This is a genomic window from Clostridium thermopalmarium DSM 5974 (assembly GCF_002995795.1).
Taxonomy (GTDB): Bacteria; Bacillota; Clostridia; order Clostridiales; family Clostridiaceae; genus Clostridium_H; species Clostridium_H thermopalmarium.
Genome location: NZ_PVXN01000011.1, coordinates 81,189 through 104,048, shown reverse-complemented (window position 1 = coordinate 104,048; position 22,860 = coordinate 81,189). Strand labels below are relative to the sequence as shown.

The window sequence follows — 22,860 nt, the reverse complement described above, 5'->3', positions numbered from 1 at the left end:
CTTGACAAACCCATGTACGCCATCTCCTGTTATTATTAAGATGGGCTTAAGGCTGATTTTGACTATTGTCAGTCCTATTCTACATGATTTTTTCACAGGGGTGTTGCATTTAATATTGCAATTTAAGTTTTACTTTTTTTGTAAAAAATCTTTTGCTAATTTATTATTTTATTGTATAATTATTTTAGTATGTAACATTGGGAGGTATAAAATGGATTATTTAGAGAAATATAACACATGGCTAAATTCAAAAATAATTGATGAAAAAACTAAAGAAGAATTAAGAAATATAAGTGAAGAAAAGGAATTAGAAGATAGATTCTATAAGGATTTAGAATTTGGTACTGGAGGACTTAGAGGAATTATAGGTGCAGGTTCTAATAGAATGAATGTTTATACTGTAGGAAAAGCAACTCAAGGCTTAGCCGAATATCTACTAAATAAGTATTATGATGAGGATATATCAGTAAGTATAGCCTATGATTCTAGAAATATGTCCAAAGAATTTGCAGAGTTTGCAGCGTTAACTTTATGTGCAAATGGAATAAAAGTTAATTTGTTTGAATCTCTAAGACCTACGCCAATTTTATCTTACACAGTGAGGTATTTAAAAAGTAAGGCAGGAATTGTTATAACAGCATCTCACAATCCTAAGGAATATAATGGATATAAGGTATATGGAGAAGATGGTGGACAAGTAACTGATGATACAGCTAAAGAAATTTTATCATTTATAAATAATATCGATGATTTTTCTAAAATTAAATTTATAGATATGGATGAAGCTAAAAAAAGTGGCCTTCTAAGAATTATAGGAGAGGAAGTTGATAATGCATATATAGATAAGGTAAAAAATTTAAGCATAAGAAAAGACTTGGTCAAGGAAAAAGCTAAAGAATTAAAGATAATATACACTCCTCTTCATGGTACTGGAAATATACCTGTTAGAAGAGTGTTAAAAGAATTAGGTTATGAAAATGTTCATGTTGTAAAAGAACAGGAAATGCCTGATGGAAACTTCCCTACAGCAGAATATCCTAATCCGGAAGAATCAAAGGTGTTTAATTTGGCATTAAAGATGGCAGAAGAGATTGAGCCGGATATTATATTTGGAACAGATCCTGACTGTGATAGGATAGGAGCAGTTGTTAAAGATAATAGAGGAGAATATAAAGTTTTAACAGGTAATATGATGGGAGCTCTATTAACTGAGTATATATTATCCTCTTTAAAAGAAAAAGGAAGTCTTCCTAAAAACGGAGTAGTAATAAAGACCATTGTTACTACTGATATGACAGCTGAGATTGCAAAGTCTTTTAATGTAGAAGTCATAGATGTATTAACTGGATTTAAATACATAGGTGAAAAAATAAAAGAATTTGAGAGGACTGGGGAGAAGTCCTATATATTTGGGTTTGAAGAAAGCTATGGCTATTTAGCAGGAACCTTCGTAAGAGATAAGGATGCAGTAATAGCATCAATGCTTATATGCGAAATGGCATTATATTATAAGCAAAAGGGAATGAGTCTTTATGACGGTCTTATGAATTTATATGATAAGTACGGCTTCTTTAAAGAGGAGTTAGTATCAATAAAGCTAGAAGGAAAAGATGGACAAGAAAAGATATGGAAAATTTTAGAACATCTAAGACATTCTATGAAATCAGATTTAAATGGTACAAAAATAGTAAGAAAGCTAGATTACAAAAAAAGAATAGAAAAGAATTTAATAACATTAGCAGAATATGTTATAGATTTGCCAGAATCTAACGTTCTTAAGTTCATTTTAGAAGATGATTCATCTTTTGTAGTAAGACCTTCTGGAACAGAACCAAAGATGAAAATATATTTATCGGTTAAGGGAAACAGTATAACAGATGCTAAGATAAAAATGAATACTTTAAAAGAGTCTGTTATGGAAATAATCAATAATTCTTGCAATCAATAATTTCAATTAACTGCGATATTTTTCGCAGTTAATCTATTTTTATGATATTTTGCAAATAAAGCCATTTAATATTATAATGATACTGATAAAATACATAATTATAAACTAGATTAGGTTGGTGAAAATTAATGGATATAAAAGCTCATTTTAAGGATAAACTATCAAAGCTATTATTCTTAGAAATGAAAAAAGAAAGAGTTGAGTCTATATTTAATACTAAATTTGAAGAAAATGAAGAAATCTATATGCCAATAGCCACAGAAGATATAATAAATAAAGTAAAGGAAGGGAAAAACGTAGAAAGTATACCTATAGCATTTTTTGTTGAAGGTATGATATATGTACTAGGAGCTGACGAGGGTTTTAGATTTAATAATATTTATAAAAAGCTCATAAATAGTATTCCTAAATCCTCAGAGTTTATAAAGGGAAAGATAGCAGAGAAGGTAAAAAGTAAAAAATATGAAGAAGCTTATATTATGTTAAAAGGATTTTTGCAAATCGATAAAAGTAAGGAAGTTTTTGATAAGTTAATAATGCTTTCAGATAATTTAAGAGCTTCTAGCGATATGTATTTGGAAGAGGAATTAGAGATAATTGATAAAGCTAAATCTATAGAAGGTTATGCACTTCCGTATTTATATGAAGCAATGATAGAAAGAGATAAAGGAGACTATTATGGGGCCTTATTTTCTATAAATAACTACATTTCTAGAGGAGGAGAAGAAACAGCAGAAATCCTTGAATTTAAAGAATCATTAAAGATAATAAATGAATATGATAAAGCTAAAAAGCTTGTATATGAAGAACCTAAAGAGGCACTTAAGATACTGCTACCTATGCTTGATCAGTTAGGTGATAGTGCGGAAATTTATTATTATATAGCTATTGCATATAGAGTGTTAAAAAATTTTGAAAAGGCTATTTATTATTTGCAAAGTTCTCTTGAAATAGATAATTCCTATCCTGAAGTTTTTAATGAAATGGGAATTAATTATGCTTCTCTTGGAGATTTTGAAACAGCAGTAAAATATTTAAGAAAAGTATTTGAAGCTACTAAGTCTATTGAGGTATGCACTAATTTAATAATGTGTTATATAAATATGGGAGATTATAAGCAGGCTAAACTTCATCTTGAAATTGCAAAAAAGATAAATAAAGATGATGAAATAGTTAAGGAACTAGAAGTTATGTTAAATAATGTATAAATAAATTGAAAAACAAAGATTTAAGAAGTGAATTTATAAAATATATAATAATATGTAATATTAATAAAAAATAATCTAAAATTTGTTCAATTATATGAAGAAATAGATAAAATTTAACATATTTTAAATCTCTATTTATGATATAATAAACATGTCTTATGCATAATGTTATATTTATGCGTAAAACATGTTTTTTTAATACACATAATCTAAATATTATATAAAAACATTGAATAATTTAAAAAATGATGTAAAATGATTTAGGGATGTAAAATGATTTAGAGTAAATAAAGAGCGTTAAGGAAGTGGTAACTTGAAGGACAATAAGAAATTCGTAGTTTATGACATTATACTAGTGACTATATTTTTATACTTTGCTCTGTTATTGAGGTTTGATTTTAATATACCTAAGGAATATATAGTATTTTTTAAAGTGTCTATTGTTCCTGTTATTTTAATAACTTTGCTTTGTAATAAAATATTTCATCTATATGATTATATATGGAAGTATGCTTCTGTGGATGAATTAATTTCTATTGTATATTCGGTATCTTTATCTAATGTCATTTTTATAGTATACAGTTATTTTGTAAATTATAAATTGATAGAAAATATGTACTATAGATTTCCTGCTACTGTGCATATTATCTTTTGGCTGTTATCTATAGGAGCTTTAGGTGGAACCAGATTTATTTACAGAATTATTGGAAGAAGTACCAATGCTATAGGTGATAATGATAATAAAAAATCTAGGGTTTTAATAGTAGGAGCAGGAGATGCTGGCTCTATGCTCATAAAAGAGATTAAAAAGCATAGAACTTTAAATTATGATATAATTGGACTTATCGATGATGATTTATCAAAGATAGGTCAGGTTATAAATGGAATTAGAATCATCGGAACAAGAAATGATATTCTTAAAATATGTAAAGATAGTAAAGTAGAAGAAATATTTATAGCTCTTCCTTCTGCTAGCTTCCAAGAGAGAAAAGAGATATATAATATATGTAAAAAAACAGGATGCAAATTAAAAACTCTTCCAGGGATTTATGAAATAATCAATGGGAATGTAAGTATAAGTCAACTGAGAGATGTGGACATTAACGATTTGTTAGGAAGGGATCCAATAAAACTTAATAATGAAAATATAAATAAGTATATAAATGATAAGGTTGTATTGGTTACAGGTGGAGGAGGCTCTATCGGTTCTGAACTCTGTAGACAAATAGTTAAATTCAATCCAAAAAAATTAATAATATTGGACATATATGAAAATAATGCATATGAGCTACAAATGGAGCTAAAATCTAAGTATCCAGAGTTAGATTTAGAGGTAGTTATAGCATCTATTAGAGATTTTAATAGATTAAAGGATATATTTGGTGAATACAATCCTTATGTGGTATTCCATGCAGCAGCTCATAAACATGTGCCTCTTATGGAGAGTAATCCAGCAGAGGCCATAAAAAATAATATAATTGGAACCTATAATGTAGTAAAATGCAGTAATATTTATAAAGTTAAGAGGTTTGTACAAATAAGTACGGATAAGGCTGTAAATCCTACAAATGTCATGGGAGCCACAAAAAGATTTTGTGAAAAAATTATTCAAGCTTTTGACAAGGCAAGTGAAACAGAATATGTAGCAGTTAGATTTGGAAATGTTCTTGGAAGTAACGGTTCTGTAATCCCTCTTTTCAAAAAGCAAATAAAAGAAGGAGGACCGGTAACTGTTACTCATCCTGAGATAAACAGATTCTTTATGACTATTCCAGAAGCAGCACAGCTTGTAATCCAAGCAGGAGCTATGGCTAAAGGGGGAGAAATATTTGTTCTTGATATGGGTGAACCAGTTAAAATAGTAGACTTAGCAAGAGATTTAATAAGATTATCAGGGTTAAAACCTGATGAAGATATAAAAATAGAATATACTGGATTAAGGCCGGGAGAAAAACTATATGAGGAGCTTTTAATGGATGAGGTAGCTTTAACCTCTACAGAACATGAAAAGATATTTGTAGAAAAGCCTATGGAATTTGATATAGATTATGTAGAAAAGTCTATAGAAGAGTTTAAAGAGGTTATCTATAAAGACAAGGAAGACATAATTAAACTTCTTCAAGAAAAAGTTCCTACGTATAAAACAAAACAATATATGTAGGTTTAATCAATTATAGTTTATGTATATGCCTGTTAGGTGTGGAAAAGACTATAAATAAAGTTATATAGATACACTGAAAGAGTAAATTTAGAAAACCTTAATATTTAGGAGGAATTATAATGGCAACATTAAAAGAAGAATTATTATTAAAACTAAAAAACAAAACTGCAAAATTAGGAGTTGTAGGACTTGGATATGTAGGATTACCTCTTGCGGTAGAAAAGGCTAAAGCAGGGTATAATGTAATAGGATTTGATGTTCAAGAAAAAAAAGTACAACTAGTTAATGAAGGTCATAATTATATTGGAGATATATTAGATGAAGATCTAGCTAATTTAGTAAAGGAAGGCAAGTTAAAGGCGACTACTGACTTTTCTTTCGTAAAGGATGTAGATGCAGTAGCAATAGCTGTTCCAACTCCACTTGATAAATTTAAACAGCCAGATGTATCTTACGTTGTAAACTCAACTAAAGATGTTGCAAAGTACATTCATAGAGGAATGCTTGTAGTTTTAGAGAGTACAACTTATCCAGGAACTACAGAAGAAATAGTTAAGCCTATTTTAGAAGAATCAGGTTTAAAATGTGGAGAAGATTTCTTCTTAGCTTTTTCACCAGAAAGAGTTGACCCGGGTAATAAGCAGTTTAAAACTAAGAACACTCCAAAGGTTGTTGGAGGAGTGACTCCAGATTGCACAGAAGTTGCAGCAGCTCTATATGGTAGTGTATTAGAAGGTGATATTCACAAGGTTTCATCACCAGCTGTAGCTGAAATGGAAAAAATACTTGAGAATACTTTTAGACATATAAATATAGGCCTTGTAAATGAAATGGCTATACTATGCAAAAAAATGGGTATAGATATTTGGGAAGTTATTGATGCAGCCAAAACAAAACCATATGGATATATGGCATTTTATCCAGGTCCAGGTCTTGGTGGACATTGCATACCTCTAGATCCTTTCTATCTAACATATAAGGCTAGAGAATTTGATTATCACACAAGACTTATTGAAACTGCAGGAGAAATAAATGATTTTATGCCAGAGTTCGTTGTAGAAAATGCTATGAAACTTTTAAATGAAGAGAAAAAAGCCTTAAATGGCTCCAAAGTTCTTTTAATGGGAGTTGCCTATAAAAAGGATATTGACGATATGAGAGAATCTCCAGCATTAAAAGTTATTGAACATCTAGAAAAAAATGGAGCAGAAGTAATGTATAATGACCCATATATCCCTAAATTTAAACATAATGGGAAAGAATATGTGTCTGTAGAGTGGGAGAAAGCAATTGATGAAGCAGACATTGTTATAATAACAACAGATCACAGCTGCTATGACTATCAAGCTATAGTTGATAGAGCTAAAATATTCTATGACACAAGAAATGCTTCAAAAGAAGTTAAAAACAATAGAGAAAAAATACACAAATTATAAAAATTGCAGGATAGACCCTAAAATAAAGACTTTAGGGTTTATCCTTTATTAAGATTAAGGAGTGATGAAATATGAAAAAATTAAAGTTTGCTATAATAGGATGCGGAAGAATATCATATAAACACGTTGAAGGACTTGTAAATAATAGAGAAGAGGCCATTTTGGTGGCTACTTGCGATGTAAATTTAAATAAGGCTATTGATAAGAAAAATGAATATATAGAGAAGATGGGAGAAAATCTTACAGTAAATACATACAGCGATTACAAGGAAATGTTAGAGAAAGAAGATATAGATGTAGTAACAATAGCTACGGAAAGTGGATATCATCCAGAAATAGCTATTTATTGCATGAAAAAAGGAAAACATACAATGGTTGAAAAACCTATGGCTTTATCAATTAAAGATGCTGACGAAATGATAAAGGTTGCTAAAGAAAATAATGTAAAGTTATCAATCTGTCATCAAAACAGATTTAATAAGTCTATACAACAACTAAGAAAGGCTATAGACGAAAACAGATTTGGAAAACTTGTAAATGGTACTGCAAGGATACTATGGAATAGAAATATGGAATACTATAAGCAAGCACCATGGAGAGGTACTTGGAGACAAGATGGTGGTACTTTAATGAATCAATGTATTCACAATATAGATTTGCTTCAATGGATGATGGGGGGAGAAGTAGATACTGTATATGCGCAGTGTGATACTTTCTTAAGAGATATAGAAGCAGAGGATTTTGGTGCAGTATTAATAAGATTTAAAAATGGTGCAATAGGTATAATTGAAGGAAGTGCTTGCGTATATCCTAAAAATCTAGAAGAAACTTTAAGTATTTTCGGAGAAAATGGAACTGCTTGTATAGGAGGGCTTGCTGTAAATAGAATTGAGACTTGGAGATTTGCAGATAATAAGGATAATGAAGATGATATACTAAAAGCTCAAGAAGAAGATCCAGATTCAGTATACGGTAAAGGGCATACTCCTTTATTTAAAAACGTTATAGATGCTATAAATAATAATAGTGAGCCCCTAATAAATGGAGAAGAAGGTAAAAAGGCTATGTCAATAATTCTTGCAGCATATAAGTCAAGATTAACAGGAATGCCAGTGAAATTCCCTATGGAGGATTTTTCAACTTTAGATATGGAAAAATATTATTTAAAAAAATAAATATAAGAGAGGATAAACTTATGAATTATATTTCTGATAGTGCAAAGTTAGGAAGCAATATAAAGATTGGTCACTTTGCAGTTATAGAAAATAATGTACAGATAGGAGATAATTGCATAATAGGCCATAATGTAGTTATACATGAAGGAAGTATAATTGGAAATAATGTAAGAATAGATGATAATACCGTAATTGGTAAAACTCCTATGAGAGCTGTAAACAGTATATTTAAAGATGATAAAGAATATAAACCTTGCAGAATAGCTGACGAATGCTTAATAGGGGCAGGAGCGATTATATATTGTGGGTGTGAGATTGGAGAAAAAACTTTGATTGCAGATTTAGCTACTATAAGAGAGGATGTAACTATAGGAACTGCAACCATAATTGGAAGGGGAGCTACTATTGAAAACTTCTGCAAAGTAGGTTCTAATTGTAAAATCCAAACTAATGTATATCTTACAGCTTATTCTAATGTGGAGGATAATGTATTTATTGCTCCTTGTGTTGTAACTTCTAATGATAATTATGCTGCTCGTTCTAAAGAACGTTTTGGCAAGTTTAAAGGTGTGACTATAAAAAAAGGTGGTAGACTAGGAGCAGGAGCAGTAGTTCTTCCTGGAAAAACCATAAATGAAGATGGCTTTGCAGCAGCAGGCAGTGTTGTAACAAAAGATGTAGAAGAAGCCCTAATAGTTGCAGGAAATCCAGCAAAAATATTTAGAAAAGTTCCAGAAGATCAACTTCTAAAAAATCAATAATAAGTAATTTAAAAAGATTATTAAAACTTTATACTTTAAACATAAGTGCATAAAATAATCTGGTTACTGGCTATTAATAAGAGGGCGTGGTGATAAACATGTATAAAAATAAGAGGATTTTAGCGGTAATTCCTGCACGAGGTGGTTCTAAAGGCATACCACATAAAAATATAATAAACTTTTGTGGTAAGCCGCTTATAGCATATTCTATAGAAGCAGCTAAAAAATCAAAATATATAGATTATATATTAGTATCGACGGATGATAGAGAAATACAAGGGGTTTCCTTAAGATATGGAGCTAAAGCCCCATTTTTAAGACCAAAAGAAATATCGGATGATAAGTCTAAATCTATAGATGTGGTTCTTCATAGCATAAATTATCTTAAAGATAATGATGAGATTTTTGACTATGTAATACTTCTTCAACCAACGTCACCTCTTAGAACAGAGAAGGATATTGATGCTGCTATAGAAACTATAATAGAAAAAGAAGGAAGATCACTAGTAAGTCTCTGCAAGGTAGATGAAAATCCGATTTTAATGAGGACTATTGAATATGGAAAACTTAAGCCTATCTTGAAATTTGATGGAGACAATTTAAGGAGGCAGGATCTTCCGGAGTTTTATATATTTAATGGAGCTATATATATAAATACAGTAGATATGTTAATAGAAAATAGAACCTTTGTAGATGAGCATACCATACCTTATATTATGGAAAGACATAAATCTGTGGATATTGATAATATGTTGGATGTAAAAATAGCAGAATATATATTAGAGGAGAATATGGATGATTAAGATAAAAGAAAAAGTCTTAGGCAATGGTAACCCTTGCTTTATAATTGCAGAGGGTGGAGTAAATCATAATGGAGATATAAATCTTGCAAAAAAAATGGTGGATAAAGCCGTTGAAGCAGGTGCAGATGCTATAAAATTTCAGACTTTTAAAAGTGAAAAATTAGTTACAAAATATGCAGCAATGGCAAAGTATCAAAAGGATAATATGGGAATAGAAGATAGCCAGTTTAGTATGTTAAAAAAGCTTGAATTATCTTATGATGAATTTGCTGATTTAAAAGAGTATTGTGACATGAAAGGTATAATATTCATGTCAACTCCATTTGATTTTGAAAGCGCAGATTTTTTAAATTCTATAGGTATGGAAGCATTTAAAATAAGTTCTGGAGATTTGACTAATATACCTATGCTAGAACATATAGCTAAGTTTAATAAACCTATTATATTATCCTCTGGAATGGCAGTTTTAGGAGAAATCGAAGACGCTGTTATGGCTTTAAGAAATTTAGGATTAGAGGATATAGCTGTGCTTCACTGTACATCTAACTATCCTGCACCATTGGACTCAGTAAACTTAAAGGCTATGAACACTATTAAAAATACTTTTAAAGTAGTAGGAGGTTATTCTGATCATACAAATGGAATAACTATTCCTATTGCTGCTGCAGCTCTAGGAGCTGATATAATAGAGAAACATTTTACGTTAGATAAGAACATGGAAGGACCAGATCATAAGGCTTCATTAGAACCTCATGAATTAAAAAGAATGGTAGAAGAAGTTAGGAAAGTTGAAATTTCCATGGGCACAGGAATTAAGATGTTTACTAGAAGTGAAATGGATACTATGAAAGTAGCTAGAAAAAGTATAGTAGCATCAAGAGATATAAAAAGAGGAGAAATAATACAAATTAAAGACTTAGATTATAAAAGACCTGGTAATGGTCTATCGCCTAAATATTATAAAGAGCTTGTTGGAAAACGGGCAAAAGTAGATATAAAAAGAGATGAACAGATAAATTTAACCTTACTAGAAGATTAGTGGAAGGATTGAATAGCTTTGAAAAGAAAAATTGCTGTAATTACAGGAACTAGAGCAGACTACGGAATATATTATTCAGTGCTTAGAGCCATAGAAAATCATCCAGATTTAGATTTGAGCTTAATAGTTTGTGGAATGCATCTTTGCCCAGAGTTTGGTATGACAGTGAATGAAATTGAAAAAGATGGATTTCGCATTGAAGATAAGTTAGACACCATACTAGCCTCAGATACAGGGGCTTCTATGGCAAAATCTATAGGTATAACTCTTATAAGTTTAACTCAGAGCCTAGAAAGAATAAAACCAGATATATTGGTAATTTTAGGAGACAGAGGAGAGATGATAGCAGGTGCTCTTGCAGCTATCCATATGAATATTCCAGTGGCTCATATCCATGGTGGAGAGGTTACTGGAACTGTAGATGAATCAATAAGACATGCTATAACTAAACTTTCTCACATACATCTTCCAGCTACAGAGGATAGCAAAAAAAGGATAATAAAAATGGGTGAAAAAGAAGAAAACATTTATGTAGTAGGAGCACCAGGAATTGACTACATAAAAAATACTGAGTATTTGTCTAGAGAAGAAATATTAAATAGATTTAATCTAAAAGATGATAAAATTTTTATAATGACTCAACATCCAGTAACTACGGAGAGAGAGTTAGTAGAATGGCAAATACGTCAGACTTTAGAAGCCATAGTAGAAACAGGAGTTCAAACAGTTATTTCTTATCCTAATAGCGACAATGGAGGAAGGGAAATAATCAGAGCCATAGAAGAGTATAGAAATAAATATGATTTTCTTAAGGTGTTTAAAAATCTGAGTCAGGTTGAGTATTTAAGCCTTTTAAACGTGGCAGACGCTATGATTGGAAACTCATCTTCAGGTATAATAGAAGCTCCTAGCTTTAAATTGCCTGTTATAAATATAGGTACTAGGCAGGAAGGCAGACTTAGAGCTGTAAATGTAATAGATGTAGGATATGAAAAGGAAGAAATACTTAAAGGAATTAAAATAGCATTATATGATGAGGAATATAGAGAAAAACTTAAAAAATGCATTAATCCATACGGAGATGGAAAAGCAGGAGAAAAAATAGCTGATGTTCTCAGTAAAGTAGAAATTAATAGAGATCTTATTCAAAAGAGAATAACCTATTAAAAGAAGGTGTTTTTAGTGGAAAAGATTGTACTCGTAGGCGGCGGAGGCCACTGCAAAGTTATAATAGATATATTGAATAGCATAAAAAAATATGAAATTGTAGGGGTTACGGATAAGGAAGGAGCAGAAAAAAAGATTCTTGATATACCTGTCATAGGAGATGACAGCATATTAGAAAGTCTATATGAGAGCGGAGTGAAAAATGCTTTTGTATCTATAGGAGCATTAGATAATATAGAAATTAGAGATAAAATCTATTTTAAATTAAAAAATATTGGATTTAAGATTCCTAAATTAATACATAACAAAGCAATAGTATCACCATATGCAGAGATTAAAGATGGAACTTGTGTTATGGCAGGAGCAGTTGTAAATCCAGGAGCAGTTATTGGTGAAAATTGCATAATAAATACATCAAGTGTAATAGAACATGATTGTATAATAGGAAGGAATACTCATATTTCTCCAAGGAGCTCTATAGCAGGTGGAGTTAAGATAGGATATAATTGTCACATAGGCATAGGAAGTTCAGTTATTCAAGGAATAACTGTAGGAAATAACGCAGTCATAGGAGCAGGAGCTGTTATTTTAAATGATATAGAAAGCAACGTAACGGCAGTAGGGATTCCTGGAAAAATAATAAAACGTAGGTGATTTGATGAAGTTTTCATTAGATAAATACTGTATAAGTGAAAATGAAACTATTAAAGAGGCAATGGAAGCCATAGACAGAAATTTAATAGGTGGAGCCTTTGTTGTTGATGAAAATACCAAAGTTAAAGGAGTAATAACAGATGGAAATATAAGAAGGGCTCTATTAAAAGGACATAATTTAAATGATAGCATTCATGGAATATATAATGAAAATTACAAATATGTTAATAAATTTGTAAGTAAGAAAAAAGTAAAAGAAATGATGTTAAAATATAAAATAAGACAGGTTCCAGTTTTAGATGATGAGGGACGAATTATAGATTTATATTTTTTAGATGATATATTATCTTACGATAAAAAAGATAATTATGTATTTATTCTTGCTGGTGGACTTGGAACCAGATTAAGACCACTTACAGAAAATATGCCTAAGCCAATGTTAAAAGTAGGAGAAAAGCCTATATTAGAACATATAATAGAACAATTTAAAGAGTATGGATATAGGAATTTCATTATTTCATTAAACTATAAGGGTGACATTATAGAAGACTACTTTGGAGATGGAAAAGAGTTTGATGTAAAAATTGAATATGTGAAAGAAACTAAGAAATTAGGTACTGCTGGTTCTATTGCCCTTGCTAAAAATAAATTAACTAAGCCTTTTATTGTGATAAATGGTGATATACTTACAAGCATAGATTTTGATGCTCTTTTAAGTCATCACATGATCAATGATTTTGATATTACTGTAGGTGCAAGAAATTACGAGATAAAGGTACCTTATGGGGTTATGGTTACAAAAGAAAATCTTATAACTTCTTTAGAGGAAAAGCCTACATACAGCTTTCATATAAATAGTGGAGTTTATGTTGTAAGTGAAAGAGTCACTAAATATATTCCAGAAAACGAAATGTATAATATGACAGATCTTATAGAAGATGTCGTACGAAATAATGGAAGAGCAGGAATTTATAAGATTACAGAATATTGGTCCGATATAGGTCAAATGGATGACTTTAAAAAGGCAAATGAAGATATAAAGAAATTTTTCTAAATGTACTACAAGACTAAATTAACATAAGGAGTGTAAAAGCATGAATTGGAAAGGAAAAAAAGTTTTAGTAACAGGAGCAGAAGGATTTATAGGAAGCCATTTAACTGAAAGATTAGTAGAGTTAGGTGCTAATGTTACAGCTCTTGTACAGTATAATTCCTTTAATAATTGGGGATGGATTGATACCTTTGATAAAAATGTGAAGGATAGTATAAATGTTATAACAGGAGATATAAGAGAATACGACAATGTTAAGAGAATGGTTAAAGGGCAACAAGTTATAATGCATTTAGCTGCTTTAATAGCAATACCTTATTCATATCTATCTCCAATGGCATATGTAAGAACTAATGTAGAAGGAACTACAAATATATTAGAAGCTTGTAGAGAAGAAGATAATATTGAGAGAATAGTACATACTTCTACTAGTGAAACTTATGGAACTGCTCTTTATGTTCCAATAGATGAAAAGCATCCAATGCAGGGCCAGTCACCTTATTCTGCGTCAAAAATAGGTGCTGATAAGATGGCGGAAAGTTTTTATAGGTCTTTTAATTTACCAATAGTTACATTAAGGCCTTTTAATACTTATGGTCCTAGACAATCTGCAAGAGCAGTAATTCCAACAATAATTTCTCAAGTGCTTGCTGGAAAGAAAGAAATCAAATTAGGTAGTCTAACTCCAACAAGAGATTTTAACTATGTTAAAGATACAGCTGAAGCTTTTATAAAGGTTGCAGAAAGTGATAAAACTATTGGAGAAGTTATAAATGCAGGTTCAAATTATGAAATAAGTATAGGAGATACAGCACAAAAAATAATAGATATTATAGGGGCGGATGTTAAAATAGTTTGTGATGAGGAAAGGATAAGGCCAGAAAAGAGCGAAGTTAATAGATTATGGGCCGATAATACGAAAATTAAGAAGTTGACGAATTGGGCGCCTAGGTATACTCTTGATGAGGGACTAAAGGAAACAATTGAATGGATCAAAAATAATATGCAGTACTTTAAAACAGACATTTATAATGTGTAATACAATAAAAATGCTGTGTATTTTTATTGTGCGTAACATTACATCAATGTACCGTAGTTTTAGATAAAATAAATAAACATAATTGGGGAGTGAAAGCGTATGTAAGCTATTCATTCCTCCAATTAAAAATTTAATGGGAGTGAGTTTTATGATACCTTTATGTATACCAGAAATGGGTGGTAATGAGTGGAAGTATGTTAAAGAATGTATAGATACAAACTGGGTTTCTTCTGTGGGAAGCTATGTAGATTTATTTGAAAAAAGATTTGCTGAATATGTTAAGGCAAGTTCAGCAGTTGTAACGATGAATGGCACAGCAGCGCTTCAATTAGCTCTTATAACTCTAGGAATTGGGCATGGAGATGAAGTTATTGTGCCTTCTATGACTTTTATATCTCCTGTGAACACTATAAGATATGTAGGAGCAGAACCTGTATTTTGCGATGTGTGCAGAGATACTTTTGTTATGGATGCAGACAAAGTAGAGGAATTAGTGACTCCAAAAACTAAGGCTATAATGCCTGTACATATTTATGGTCATCCTGTAGATATGAATAAAATAATGGAGATAGCAAAAAAGTATAATCTATATATTATAGAAGATGCAACTGAAGCTTTAGGTTCTAAGTATAATGGAAAAATGACAGGGACTATTGGACATATAGGAGCTTTTAGTTTTAATGGAAACAAGCTTATAACAACTGGAGCTGGTGGAATGCTTGTAACTAACGATAAAAAGCTTGGAGAAAGGGCTAAGTTTTTATCAACTCAGACTAAGGTTATTTTAGACAATAAGGCATTTTATCATCCAGAGGTAGGATATAATTTTAGAATGCCTAACCTTTTAGCAGCATTTGGAGTTGCCCAACTTGAGAAAGTAGAAGAATTTTTAAACATAAAAAGAGAAAATGCGAAATATTATAATGAGCTTTTAAAGGATGTAAAGGGAGTAACTCTTCCAACAGAAAAAGAATGGGCAGAAAACTGCTATTGGCTATACTCTATATTAATTGAAGATGATTATGGAATAACAAGAGATGAACTTATAAATGTGCTTAAAGAAGAAGGAGTAGAGTCTAGACCATTCTTTATGGCTGTGCATGAAATGCCTCCATATAAAGATTGTAAACATGGAGATATGAGTGTAACTGATGAAATTTGTAAAAAGGGAATTAACCTTCCGAGCTCAGTTGGAATAAAGAAAAGTGAAATAGAAAAGGTATGCCACATTATAAAAAGGTGCAGTAAACAGTAAAATAAAACTTTTATAAGTTTTAATATAGATTTTATTGTTTAAAAAGAGGGAAGATATGAGTAAGGCTTTTATAAAAAGGATATATGGAAATAAGCTAGTAAGAAGTGGGATTTGGTATACTGTTGGAACTTTGTTTCTTCAGGGAATTTCCTTTATCAGTACACCAATATTTACAAGACTTTTGAATGAAAGTGATTTTGGTATTGTTTCAATTTATGCAAATTACCTTTCAATTTTCATGACTATTGTAACTTTGGGGCTTATTTCCTCTGTGCAGAGAGCAAAATTTGATTTTAAGGAGGATTATGATCAATACTTATCCTCAGTCCTTTTTCTCGGCACAATTTCATCTGGGATATGGTTTTTAATTGTTATTATTTTTAAGAAGTCTATAGGAAACCTTCTTGGAATAAGTGAAAGTTTAGTAATTTTGCTAATTGTACAGTGCTTTTTTAATTTTGTAGTAGAATATTCTAATCAAAAATTCACTACAAAGTATGAGTATAAGAAGTTTTTATCTGTATCTATAAGCAGTGCTATTTTAAATATAGTGTTATCTATTATAATGGTAAACAGATTAAGCAGTAATAGATATTATGGTAGAATAGAGGGAGGAGCTATAGTTACTATAGCTTATGGAGTTGTACTATATATAATCACTATGATTAATGGCAAGAAGCTTATTTCTAAGAAGTATTGGAAATATGCTCTTACAATTTCATTACCTTTAATACTTCACACATTATCATCTATACTATTAACTTCTGCAGATACAATTATGATAAAAAAATTTGTAGATGCCAGTGCAGCGGGAATTTATAGTTTTGCTTATAAAATAGGAATGATTTTGCAGATAATTTGGGTTGCTACCAATAAGGCATGGGTCCCTTGGTTTTTCGAAAATATGAACAAGGAAAATTACGAAGAAATTGAGGAAAAAGTAAAATATTATATAATACTATTTTCTTTAATTGCGTTTATGCTGGTTTTCATATCACCAGAGATAGGTAAAGTCATGGGAAGCAAGGGATTCCTAAAAGGGCTTGGACTCGTACCTTTAATAATGTTAGGTTATTATTTTGTATTTTTATACAGTATACCTAGTAATTTAGAGTTTTACACTAAGAAAACTCAATATATATCTGCAGGTACATTTATGGCAGCCGCTACCAATGTTATACTTAATTATATATTGATTCCTATATATGGAGCTATTGCAGCAGCTTGGACAACAGTAATATCTTATATGCTATTGTTTTTATACCATTATATTATATCTATTAAGATATCTAATGTAAGAGTATTTAAATTTAAATACTTTTTATATGGTTCAGCATTTATGTTTGCTACAAGCGGAATTTTCTATTTCTATAAAGAAAGTTTTTTAGTTCGATATATCTGTGTTATGGGCGTGTTAATTATATTAGCATATAAAGTTAAAGGAATTTTGAGTAAAAAATAAATAATAAAAGTAATTTAGGAGAAGATAATTATGACTAAACTGATTTATACTAATTCTAAAAAGTGTGTTATTGCAGGTAATGTAGAAATTAGTATAGATAGCTATATTAAAGATATAGATATTGATAAAGAGGTCTTTAATTATCTTCAATTTCTTGAAAATCAAGAGATTGAAGGATTAAGATTAGAAGATTTTTTCTTGTATAATCATGTAGGAATGTACTGCTTTGAAAGGCATGCAATATATGAGAAATTAAAAAATATTTTTTACTGTTTTTTTGTAATAGAACGTATAAAAAAAGAATTTGGAGATGAAATAATAGTTCATACAGATCAGATAATAATGTTGAGTATATGCACAGATATATTCAATCTTAAAGAAGGAGAACAATGCTTTTATGCACAGCCTTTAAAAGCACAGAAAAAGTTGAAAATTAAAGTAGGGCTTAAACTGATTTTAAGGAATATTATTGGGATAAAGGGCTATCTTAAGTTTTTAATTAATAATAAAAAGGATAGATATAATTTCCTATCCATATCTAATGTTATGAATATAAATATGATAAATATTGAAGGACGTAGTGAATTAGTTGATACTCAATTAGGTATTACTATAGATGCATTAAGTAAAAAGTATAATATGTTTAATTTTCAGGCCCTATATAATTTTAATGCAATTGACAAATCTTTAAAATATAAGAAAGATTATGTAACTTTTGAACTTTTTGTTTTATACAAAAAGCTAGTTGGGAATAAATATATAGACAAAAAATTAATAGAAGATAATTTAGAAAAATTAAATTTTATAAATTATACATATAAACAGTATGATTTGAGGAGCATTATTAATAAATACATATTTAAAGATATTAAAAATAGATATTTAGATGATATAAAAGAGCTGGTTTGTGCTAGAAATGTAATAAAAAAATTTAATATAAAAAATTGTATTGTTGTAGATGAAGGTGACAGACCTAGAGAATTTATAATGGCTGCCAACATGGAAAACGTAAGGACCTATGCTTTGCAGCATGGCATAATAAGTCCTATGTCTCCAGCTTATATTATGAACTCAAGATATAAAGATAAAATAATACCAAATTGTACTTTTGTATGGGGAGAAAAATATAAGAAGATATTAACTGAAAACACAAATATATATGATGATGATAATGTAAAAGTTGTAGGCCAGAGTAGAACAGATTTGCTTCAGCAATATATTAATAAAGAAAAAAAAGAAGATAGTAAAATTAAGATATTATATGCAACTCAGTACTATAAAGATATACTAGAGCCTGCGACAAATATTTTGTTTAAAGCATTGTGTTTAATGGAAAAGGAATATGAACTAATCATAAAACTTCATCCAGCAGATAAATATTATCATATTTATGAATCTCTTATAGAGCAGTATAATATTAAAAATGTAAAAATTCTTGAGGATGGAGATATATATGAGATTATAAATTGGTGTGATGTAGTAGTTAGTGTTCATTCTACGGTAGTTATTGAGGGAGCTTTATTAGACAAACCTTCCATATGTATTCTTCTTCCTAAGTATAATGATGCTGGAGGATTTGTTAGAGATGGTGTATCTCTTGGTGCTAAGGATGAATATGATTTAAAAAATTACTTAGAAGGCATTAAAAATATGAGCTTTGAAAATAGATTTTCAGAATATATAAAAAATAACTTTTATAAAGTAGATGGAAAGGTAACAGATAGGATAGTGAGCATTATACTAAAGAATGATAATATGGGCGGTGAAAAAACATGACATTTATTGAAGAAATGAAGGGGTATGTAGATTATTTAAAAAAATATAAGTTTTTAATAATAGCGTTGTATGTCTTAATAGAGATAGCTATCTTTTTAAAAATAGGAACAACCAATATATTTACCTTTGCAAGCAGCTTCTTTGTTACTTTATTTGTAATATGCAGCATGTTTTTGATGTTTAAGGATTTTGAAACTAATTTGATAGTTTACTTAGCAGGAGTACCATTAATACCACTAAGCTTGTATATATTAGCTAGATTAGGACTAAAATTTATAGGGACTCCAATATACTTTATATATTTTGCCATATTCATAATAAATGTATATAAAAATAGAAATGAAATAGATTTATTTAAAGTTAGCGTAAAGGGAAAATATAAAGGGTTGATTTTTGTTTATATTATCCTTATAGTTTTAGCTTTAATATCTACTATATTTAGTTATAATAGATTAGAGTCCTTAAAGCTAATGTTTATGGTGCTAATTTCAATGATTTTACTTAGTTTAACCATACTAAGTTATAAAAAATTAGATAGAATGTTTATAGAAAAAATTATAACTTATTTAGCAATTGGAGTTACAATATCCTCAATACCAGATATTGTTGTAGCCATATTTAACCTAGTTTTTAGAGGAGTTAACCAACACCTCTATGGAGCATTAGGAAGTAATTTTATGTTGGGATATACTATCATAGTATTACCATACATACTCATGTTTTCGGTAAACAAGGATATTCTTCCTAGATATAATTGGGTGTATAAGATTCTTATGGTGATACAAATAGTTAATTTATCTACTCAAAAGTCTAGAGGAATATTAGTAGCAGTAGCCTTTTGCATAATACTTGTAACAATTTTAGATATAAAAAATTATAAGAAGTACCTATTTATTTCACTAATTATTTTTGCATGTTTAGGTTATAACGTAAGTCATAGATGGGAATTTAATGAGATAAAGGAAGAAATAGAGATAAAAGGTTCTGAAGCTTTATTAGATAATGGCGGTTTGATAGGTAGATTTATAGAACAGGCTAAAAGCAGAAGACCTATATGGAATGTAGCTCTTGCAATAATTTTTGATCACCCTTATTTTGGTGTAGGGTTAGGGCAATTTAAAAATTTCTATGTTACTTATGGAGGAAGTCCCAAAAAAATATATATGGATGCCCATAATATAATATTTGATATAGCCACTGAAGTAGGACTGATTTTCACTGCTGTATTTTTTATATCAATCCTTATATTGGTAATAAAATCAATAATATGCTGTGTAAAAAATAGAAGGTATATACAAATTCTATGTCCTGCTATCATAGGAATAATGACTTTGTTTATATATGGAAATATCACGGGACAAGCTTTCTTTACATCTACATATCCAATAAGCATTACTCCAGCTTTTGTATTTGTAGTAATAATAAGTATAATGGTAAAGGTTATAAAACATAAGGAAAGGGAATAATATGAAAAATATTTTAATTATAGCCTATTATTATCCGCCTAAAGGTGGAGCAGGAGTTCAGAGAGTTTCTAAATTCGCTAAGTATCTAAGTAAGGAAGGATACAATGTAAGCGTATTAACTGTAAAAGAAGAAGCGTCAGGAATTGTGGATAAGTCCTTAAAAAGAGATATAAATGGTTCTATAAAGGTTTATAGAACCTATATAAAAGAAGTAAATGTATTGGAGAAGCTTTTAAGCTTTAGACGTGAAGGAAGTAGCAGTAAGGATAATGATACTAAGGATAGTACTGTTGCTATACAGGTTCCAACAAAGCTTTCAAAATTTAAAAGCAAGTTAATTCAAATAGCAAAAAAAATATTTTTACAATATTATAATCTTATAAATATTCCAGATGACAAAAAGGGATGGATTAAATATGCTGTAACCGAAGGTTCTAAGATTATCGAAAATGACAAAATAGATATGATTATTTCCAGCTCTGCCCCTTATTCTTGTCATATTATTGCAGAAAAACTATCAAAAAAATATAATATTAAATGGATAGCAGATTTTAGAGATCCATGGGTTAGTAATGCCTTTGCAGATCATGGTACTTTTCTAAAGGTTATATATAAATATTTTGAAAAGAAGATAGTAAAAAATTCAGATAGAATTATTAGTGTAAGTAAACCTATTATTAATGATTTTATTAATAGGTATCCTGAAGAAAATAAAAATAAATTTATTGTAATTCCAAATGGATATGATGAAGATGATTTTACAAATTTAGACTTGGCTAATAGAAAAAATCAAGATAGGTTAATAATACTTTATAATGGAACTTTATATGGAATAGAATCGCCAGAAAGTTTACTAAAGGCTCTAGATAAATTGATTAAAGAAGGAAAAATAGATAAGAATAAAATTTTATTTAAGTTTACTGGAAATGTAGGATATGAACAGCAGAAAATATTAGATAAATATGAAGCAAAATATAGAGGAATTATAGAGCAGAAAAAATATCTTCCACACAGTGAAAGTATCAAACAATTCTCAGATTGCGATGCTCTTTTACTCATATTAAGTGATATGAAAGGAGTAGAGGGCATATATACGGGGAAGTTGTTTGAATATATAAGAGCTGGAAAACCTATAATAGGAATTGTGCCAGATGGAGTTGCAAAAGAACTAATACTAGAAACTAACACAGGATATGTTGCACATCCCTCTGATTTAGGTGAGATAGAAAAAGTATTGTATAAAGTCTATAATAATTATATAAATCATGTAAATCCTATAAGTCCTAATTGGGAACAGGTAAAAAAGTATAGCCGAGAAAATTTAACAAAGGAACTTATTAGAGTAATGTCTGAAATAAAAGACTAGAGGTGAACAATATGAAAATAGTTACAGTTATAGGAGCAAGACCGCAATTTATCAAAGCGGCAGCAGTATCTAGAAAGATAAGAAAAAATAATAAAGAGATAATAATTCATACAGGACAGCACTATGATGATAATATGTCAAAAATTTTTTTTGAAGAACTGAATATACCTTATCCTGATTACAACTTAAATGTAGGTTCAGGTGGACATGGAGCGCAAACAGGAAGAATGCTTGAAAAAATTGAAGAGATAATTATAAAAGAAAAGCCAGATTGCTTACTAACATATGGAGATACTAATTCTACCATTGCAGGAGCTTTAGCTGCAAGCAAACTGCTTGTACCTGTAGCTCATGTAGAAGCAGGACTTAGAAGTTTCAATATGGCTATGCCAGAAGAACAGAATAGAATATTAACTGATCACATTTCAAAATACCTCTTTGCACCTACTGAAACCGCAGTAAAAAATTTATATAAAGAAGGTATAGATAAAAATGTGTTTAATGTAGGAGATGTTATGTTTGATGCTATTTTACATTTTAGAAAAATAGCAGAGGAAAAGAGCAATATATTATATAAAATTGGAGTAAATAAAAAGGAATATATACTAGCTACTATACATAGAGCTGAAAATACTAATGACATTAATAGATTAAAAAATATAGTTGAAGCATTAAATGAAAGTAAAGAGCTTATAATATTACCTCTTCACCCAAGAACTAGGAAATATATGCAAGATTATAATCTTATTTTTGAGGAAAATGTTAAGGTAATTGATCCAGTCGGATATCTTGACATGGTAATGCTAGAATCAAATAGCAAGAAAATAGTTTCAGATAGCGGAGGAGTTCAAAAAGAAGCTTTCTTTTTAGATGTTCCATGTATAACCTTAAGAGATGAGACAGAATGGGTAGAAACTGTTGAAAATGGTTGGAATGTACTTGTGGGAGCTGACAAAAATAAGATAAAGGATGCAATTATCACATTCATTCCAGATAAGGAAAAAGTCAATAGCTTTGGAGATGGAAGAGCGTCAGATAAGATAGTGGAAATACTTGAGAAAAATAATTAAGAAAAGGATAAAAGAGGAGTATA

18 protein-coding genes are annotated in these 22,860 nt (G+C 29.8%); all 18 read left to right on the top strand.

What is annotated here, in order from left to right; all coding sequences use genetic code 11:
- Nucleotides 1–211: 211 nt before the first annotated feature.
- Entirely contained in the window at nucleotides 212–1,948 is a 1,737-nt protein-coding gene (locus tag CPAL_RS03275; RefSeq protein ID WP_106024091.1) for a phospho-sugar mutase, read from the top strand.
- Nucleotides 1,949–2,076: 128 nt separating this feature from the next.
- Nucleotides 2,077–3,156, top strand: a complete 1,080-nt coding sequence (locus CPAL_RS03270; RefSeq protein ID WP_106024090.1) for a tetratricopeptide repeat protein — start codon at nucleotides 2,077–2,079, stop codon at nucleotides 3,154–3,156.
- Between the two features lie 313 nt (nucleotides 3,157–3,469).
- Nucleotides 3,470–5,317, top strand: coding sequence for a polysaccharide biosynthesis protein (locus CPAL_RS03265; RefSeq protein ID WP_061857053.1), 1,848 nt, complete (start codon nucleotides 3,470–3,472; stop codon nucleotides 5,315–5,317).
- A 119-nt stretch (nucleotides 5,318–5,436) separates the two neighbouring features.
- Entirely contained in the window at nucleotides 5,437–6,753 is a 1,317-nt protein-coding gene (locus CPAL_RS03260; RefSeq protein WP_061857052.1) for a nucleotide sugar dehydrogenase, read from the top strand.
- A gap of 71 nt (nucleotides 6,754–6,824) precedes the next feature.
- Complete coding sequence (locus tag CPAL_RS03255) at nucleotides 6,825–7,928, top strand: Gfo/Idh/MocA family protein (protein WP_106024089.1); 1,104 nt, start codon at nucleotides 6,825–6,827, stop codon at nucleotides 7,926–7,928.
- 20 nt (nucleotides 7,929–7,948) lie between these two features.
- On the top strand, nucleotides 7,949–8,689 hold the full coding sequence (locus CPAL_RS03250) for an acyltransferase (RefSeq protein ID WP_061857050.1): 741 nt from the start codon (nucleotides 7,949–7,951) through the stop codon (nucleotides 8,687–8,689).
- Between the two features lie 98 nt (nucleotides 8,690–8,787).
- A complete protein-coding gene (locus CPAL_RS03245; RefSeq protein WP_061857299.1) occupies nucleotides 8,788–9,492 on the top strand; it encodes an acylneuraminate cytidylyltransferase family protein in 705 nt (234 codons plus the stop codon).
- Nucleotides 9,485–10,531 carry an N-acetylneuraminate synthase gene (gene neuB / locus CPAL_RS03240; RefSeq protein WP_061857049.1) on the top strand — a complete coding sequence of 349 codons (1,047 nt, stop codon included), beginning with the start codon at nucleotides 9,485–9,487 and terminating at the stop codon, nucleotides 10,529–10,531. The genes CPAL_RS03245 and neuB overlap by 8 nt, the downstream gene beginning before the upstream one ends.
- A gap of 18 nt (nucleotides 10,532–10,549) precedes the next feature.
- Nucleotides 10,550–11,698, top strand: a complete 1,149-nt coding sequence (gene neuC, locus CPAL_RS03235) for a UDP-N-acetylglucosamine 2-epimerase (RefSeq protein WP_106024088.1) — start codon at nucleotides 10,550–10,552, stop codon at nucleotides 11,696–11,698.
- Between the two features lie 15 nt (nucleotides 11,699–11,713).
- Nucleotides 11,714–12,352 carry an acetyltransferase gene (locus tag CPAL_RS03230; protein ID WP_106024087.1) on the top strand — a complete coding sequence of 213 codons (639 nt, stop codon included), beginning with the start codon at nucleotides 11,714–11,716 and terminating at the stop codon, nucleotides 12,350–12,352.
- A 4-nt stretch (nucleotides 12,353–12,356) separates the two neighbouring features.
- On the top strand, nucleotides 12,357–13,406 hold the full coding sequence (locus CPAL_RS03225) for a nucleotidyltransferase family protein (protein WP_106024086.1): 1,050 nt from the start codon (nucleotides 12,357–12,359) through the stop codon (nucleotides 13,404–13,406).
- 40 nt (nucleotides 13,407–13,446) lie between these two features.
- Nucleotides 13,447–14,442 carry an NAD-dependent 4,6-dehydratase LegB gene (locus CPAL_RS03220; RefSeq protein WP_106024085.1) on the top strand — a complete coding sequence of 332 codons (996 nt, stop codon included), beginning with the start codon at nucleotides 13,447–13,449 and terminating at the stop codon, nucleotides 14,440–14,442.
- 148 nt (nucleotides 14,443–14,590) lie between these two features.
- Complete coding sequence (locus tag CPAL_RS03215) at nucleotides 14,591–15,697, top strand: LegC family aminotransferase (RefSeq protein ID WP_061857044.1); 1,107 nt, start codon at nucleotides 14,591–14,593, stop codon at nucleotides 15,695–15,697.
- 55 nt (nucleotides 15,698–15,752) lie between these two features.
- Nucleotides 15,753–17,159 (top strand): lipopolysaccharide biosynthesis protein, encoded by a 1,407-nt coding sequence (locus CPAL_RS03210; protein ID WP_061857043.1) that lies wholly within the window; start codon nucleotides 15,753–15,755, stop codon nucleotides 17,157–17,159.
- A gap of 30 nt (nucleotides 17,160–17,189) precedes the next feature.
- The gene (locus CPAL_RS03205) at nucleotides 17,190–18,935 is read left to right on the top strand and encodes a capsular polysaccharide export protein, LipB/KpsS family (protein WP_106024084.1); all 1,746 of its coding nucleotides are present in this window, start codon (nucleotides 17,190–17,192) and stop codon (nucleotides 18,933–18,935) included.
- On the top strand, nucleotides 18,932–20,401 hold the full coding sequence (locus CPAL_RS03200) for an O-antigen ligase family protein (protein ID WP_106024083.1): 1,470 nt from the start codon (nucleotides 18,932–18,934) through the stop codon (nucleotides 20,399–20,401). Before CPAL_RS03205 ends, CPAL_RS03200 begins: the two co-directional genes overlap by 4 nt.
- A gap of 1 nt (nucleotide 20,402) precedes the next feature.
- Nucleotides 20,403–21,767: a glycosyltransferase family 4 protein gene (locus CPAL_RS03195; protein ID WP_061857040.1), complete on the top strand. Its 1,365-nt coding sequence runs from the start codon at nucleotides 20,403–20,405 to the stop codon at nucleotides 21,765–21,767.
- A gap of 11 nt (nucleotides 21,768–21,778) precedes the next feature.
- Nucleotides 21,779–22,837: a non-hydrolyzing UDP-N-acetylglucosamine 2-epimerase gene (wecB, locus tag CPAL_RS03190; protein ID WP_061857039.1), complete on the top strand. Its 1,059-nt coding sequence runs from the start codon at nucleotides 21,779–21,781 to the stop codon at nucleotides 22,835–22,837.
- The last annotated feature ends 23 nt before the right edge of the window (nucleotides 22,838–22,860 follow it).

Coding starts and splice junctions, on each gene's coding strand:
- CPAL_RS03195 (WP_061857040.1), top strand. CDS start 20,403: ATGAAAAATATTTTAATTATAGCCTATTATTATCCGCCTAAAGGTGGA.
- CPAL_RS03275 (WP_106024091.1), top strand. CDS start 212: ATGGATTATTTAGAGAAATATAACACATGGCTAAATTCAAAAATAATT.
- CPAL_RS03260 (WP_061857052.1), top strand. CDS start 5,437: ATGGCAACATTAAAAGAAGAATTATTATTAAAACTAAAAAACAAAACT.
- CPAL_RS03205 (WP_106024084.1), top strand. CDS start 17,190: ATGACTAAACTGATTTATACTAATTCTAAAAAGTGTGTTATTGCAGGT.
- CPAL_RS03255 (WP_106024089.1), top strand. CDS start 6,825: ATGAAAAAATTAAAGTTTGCTATAATAGGATGCGGAAGAATATCATAT.
- wecB (WP_061857039.1), top strand. CDS start 21,779: ATGAAAATAGTTACAGTTATAGGAGCAAGACCGCAATTTATCAAAGCG.
- CPAL_RS03200 (WP_106024083.1), top strand. CDS start 18,932: ATGACATTTATTGAAGAAATGAAGGGGTATGTAGATTATTTAAAAAAA.
- CPAL_RS03225 (WP_106024086.1), top strand. CDS start 12,357: ATGAAGTTTTCATTAGATAAATACTGTATAAGTGAAAATGAAACTATT.
- CPAL_RS03215 (WP_061857044.1), top strand. CDS start 14,591: ATGATACCTTTATGTATACCAGAAATGGGTGGTAATGAGTGGAAGTAT.
- CPAL_RS03245 (WP_061857299.1), top strand. CDS start 8,788: ATGTATAAAAATAAGAGGATTTTAGCGGTAATTCCTGCACGAGGTGGT.
- CPAL_RS03270 (WP_106024090.1), top strand. CDS start 2,077: ATGGATATAAAAGCTCATTTTAAGGATAAACTATCAAAGCTATTATTC.
- CPAL_RS03210 (WP_061857043.1), top strand. CDS start 15,753: ATGAGTAAGGCTTTTATAAAAAGGATATATGGAAATAAGCTAGTAAGA.
- CPAL_RS03250 (WP_061857050.1), top strand. CDS start 7,949: ATGAATTATATTTCTGATAGTGCAAAGTTAGGAAGCAATATAAAGATT.
- CPAL_RS03220 (WP_106024085.1), top strand. CDS start 13,447: ATGAATTGGAAAGGAAAAAAAGTTTTAGTAACAGGAGCAGAAGGATTT.
- neuB (WP_061857049.1), top strand. CDS start 9,485: ATGATTAAGATAAAAGAAAAAGTCTTAGGCAATGGTAACCCTTGCTTT.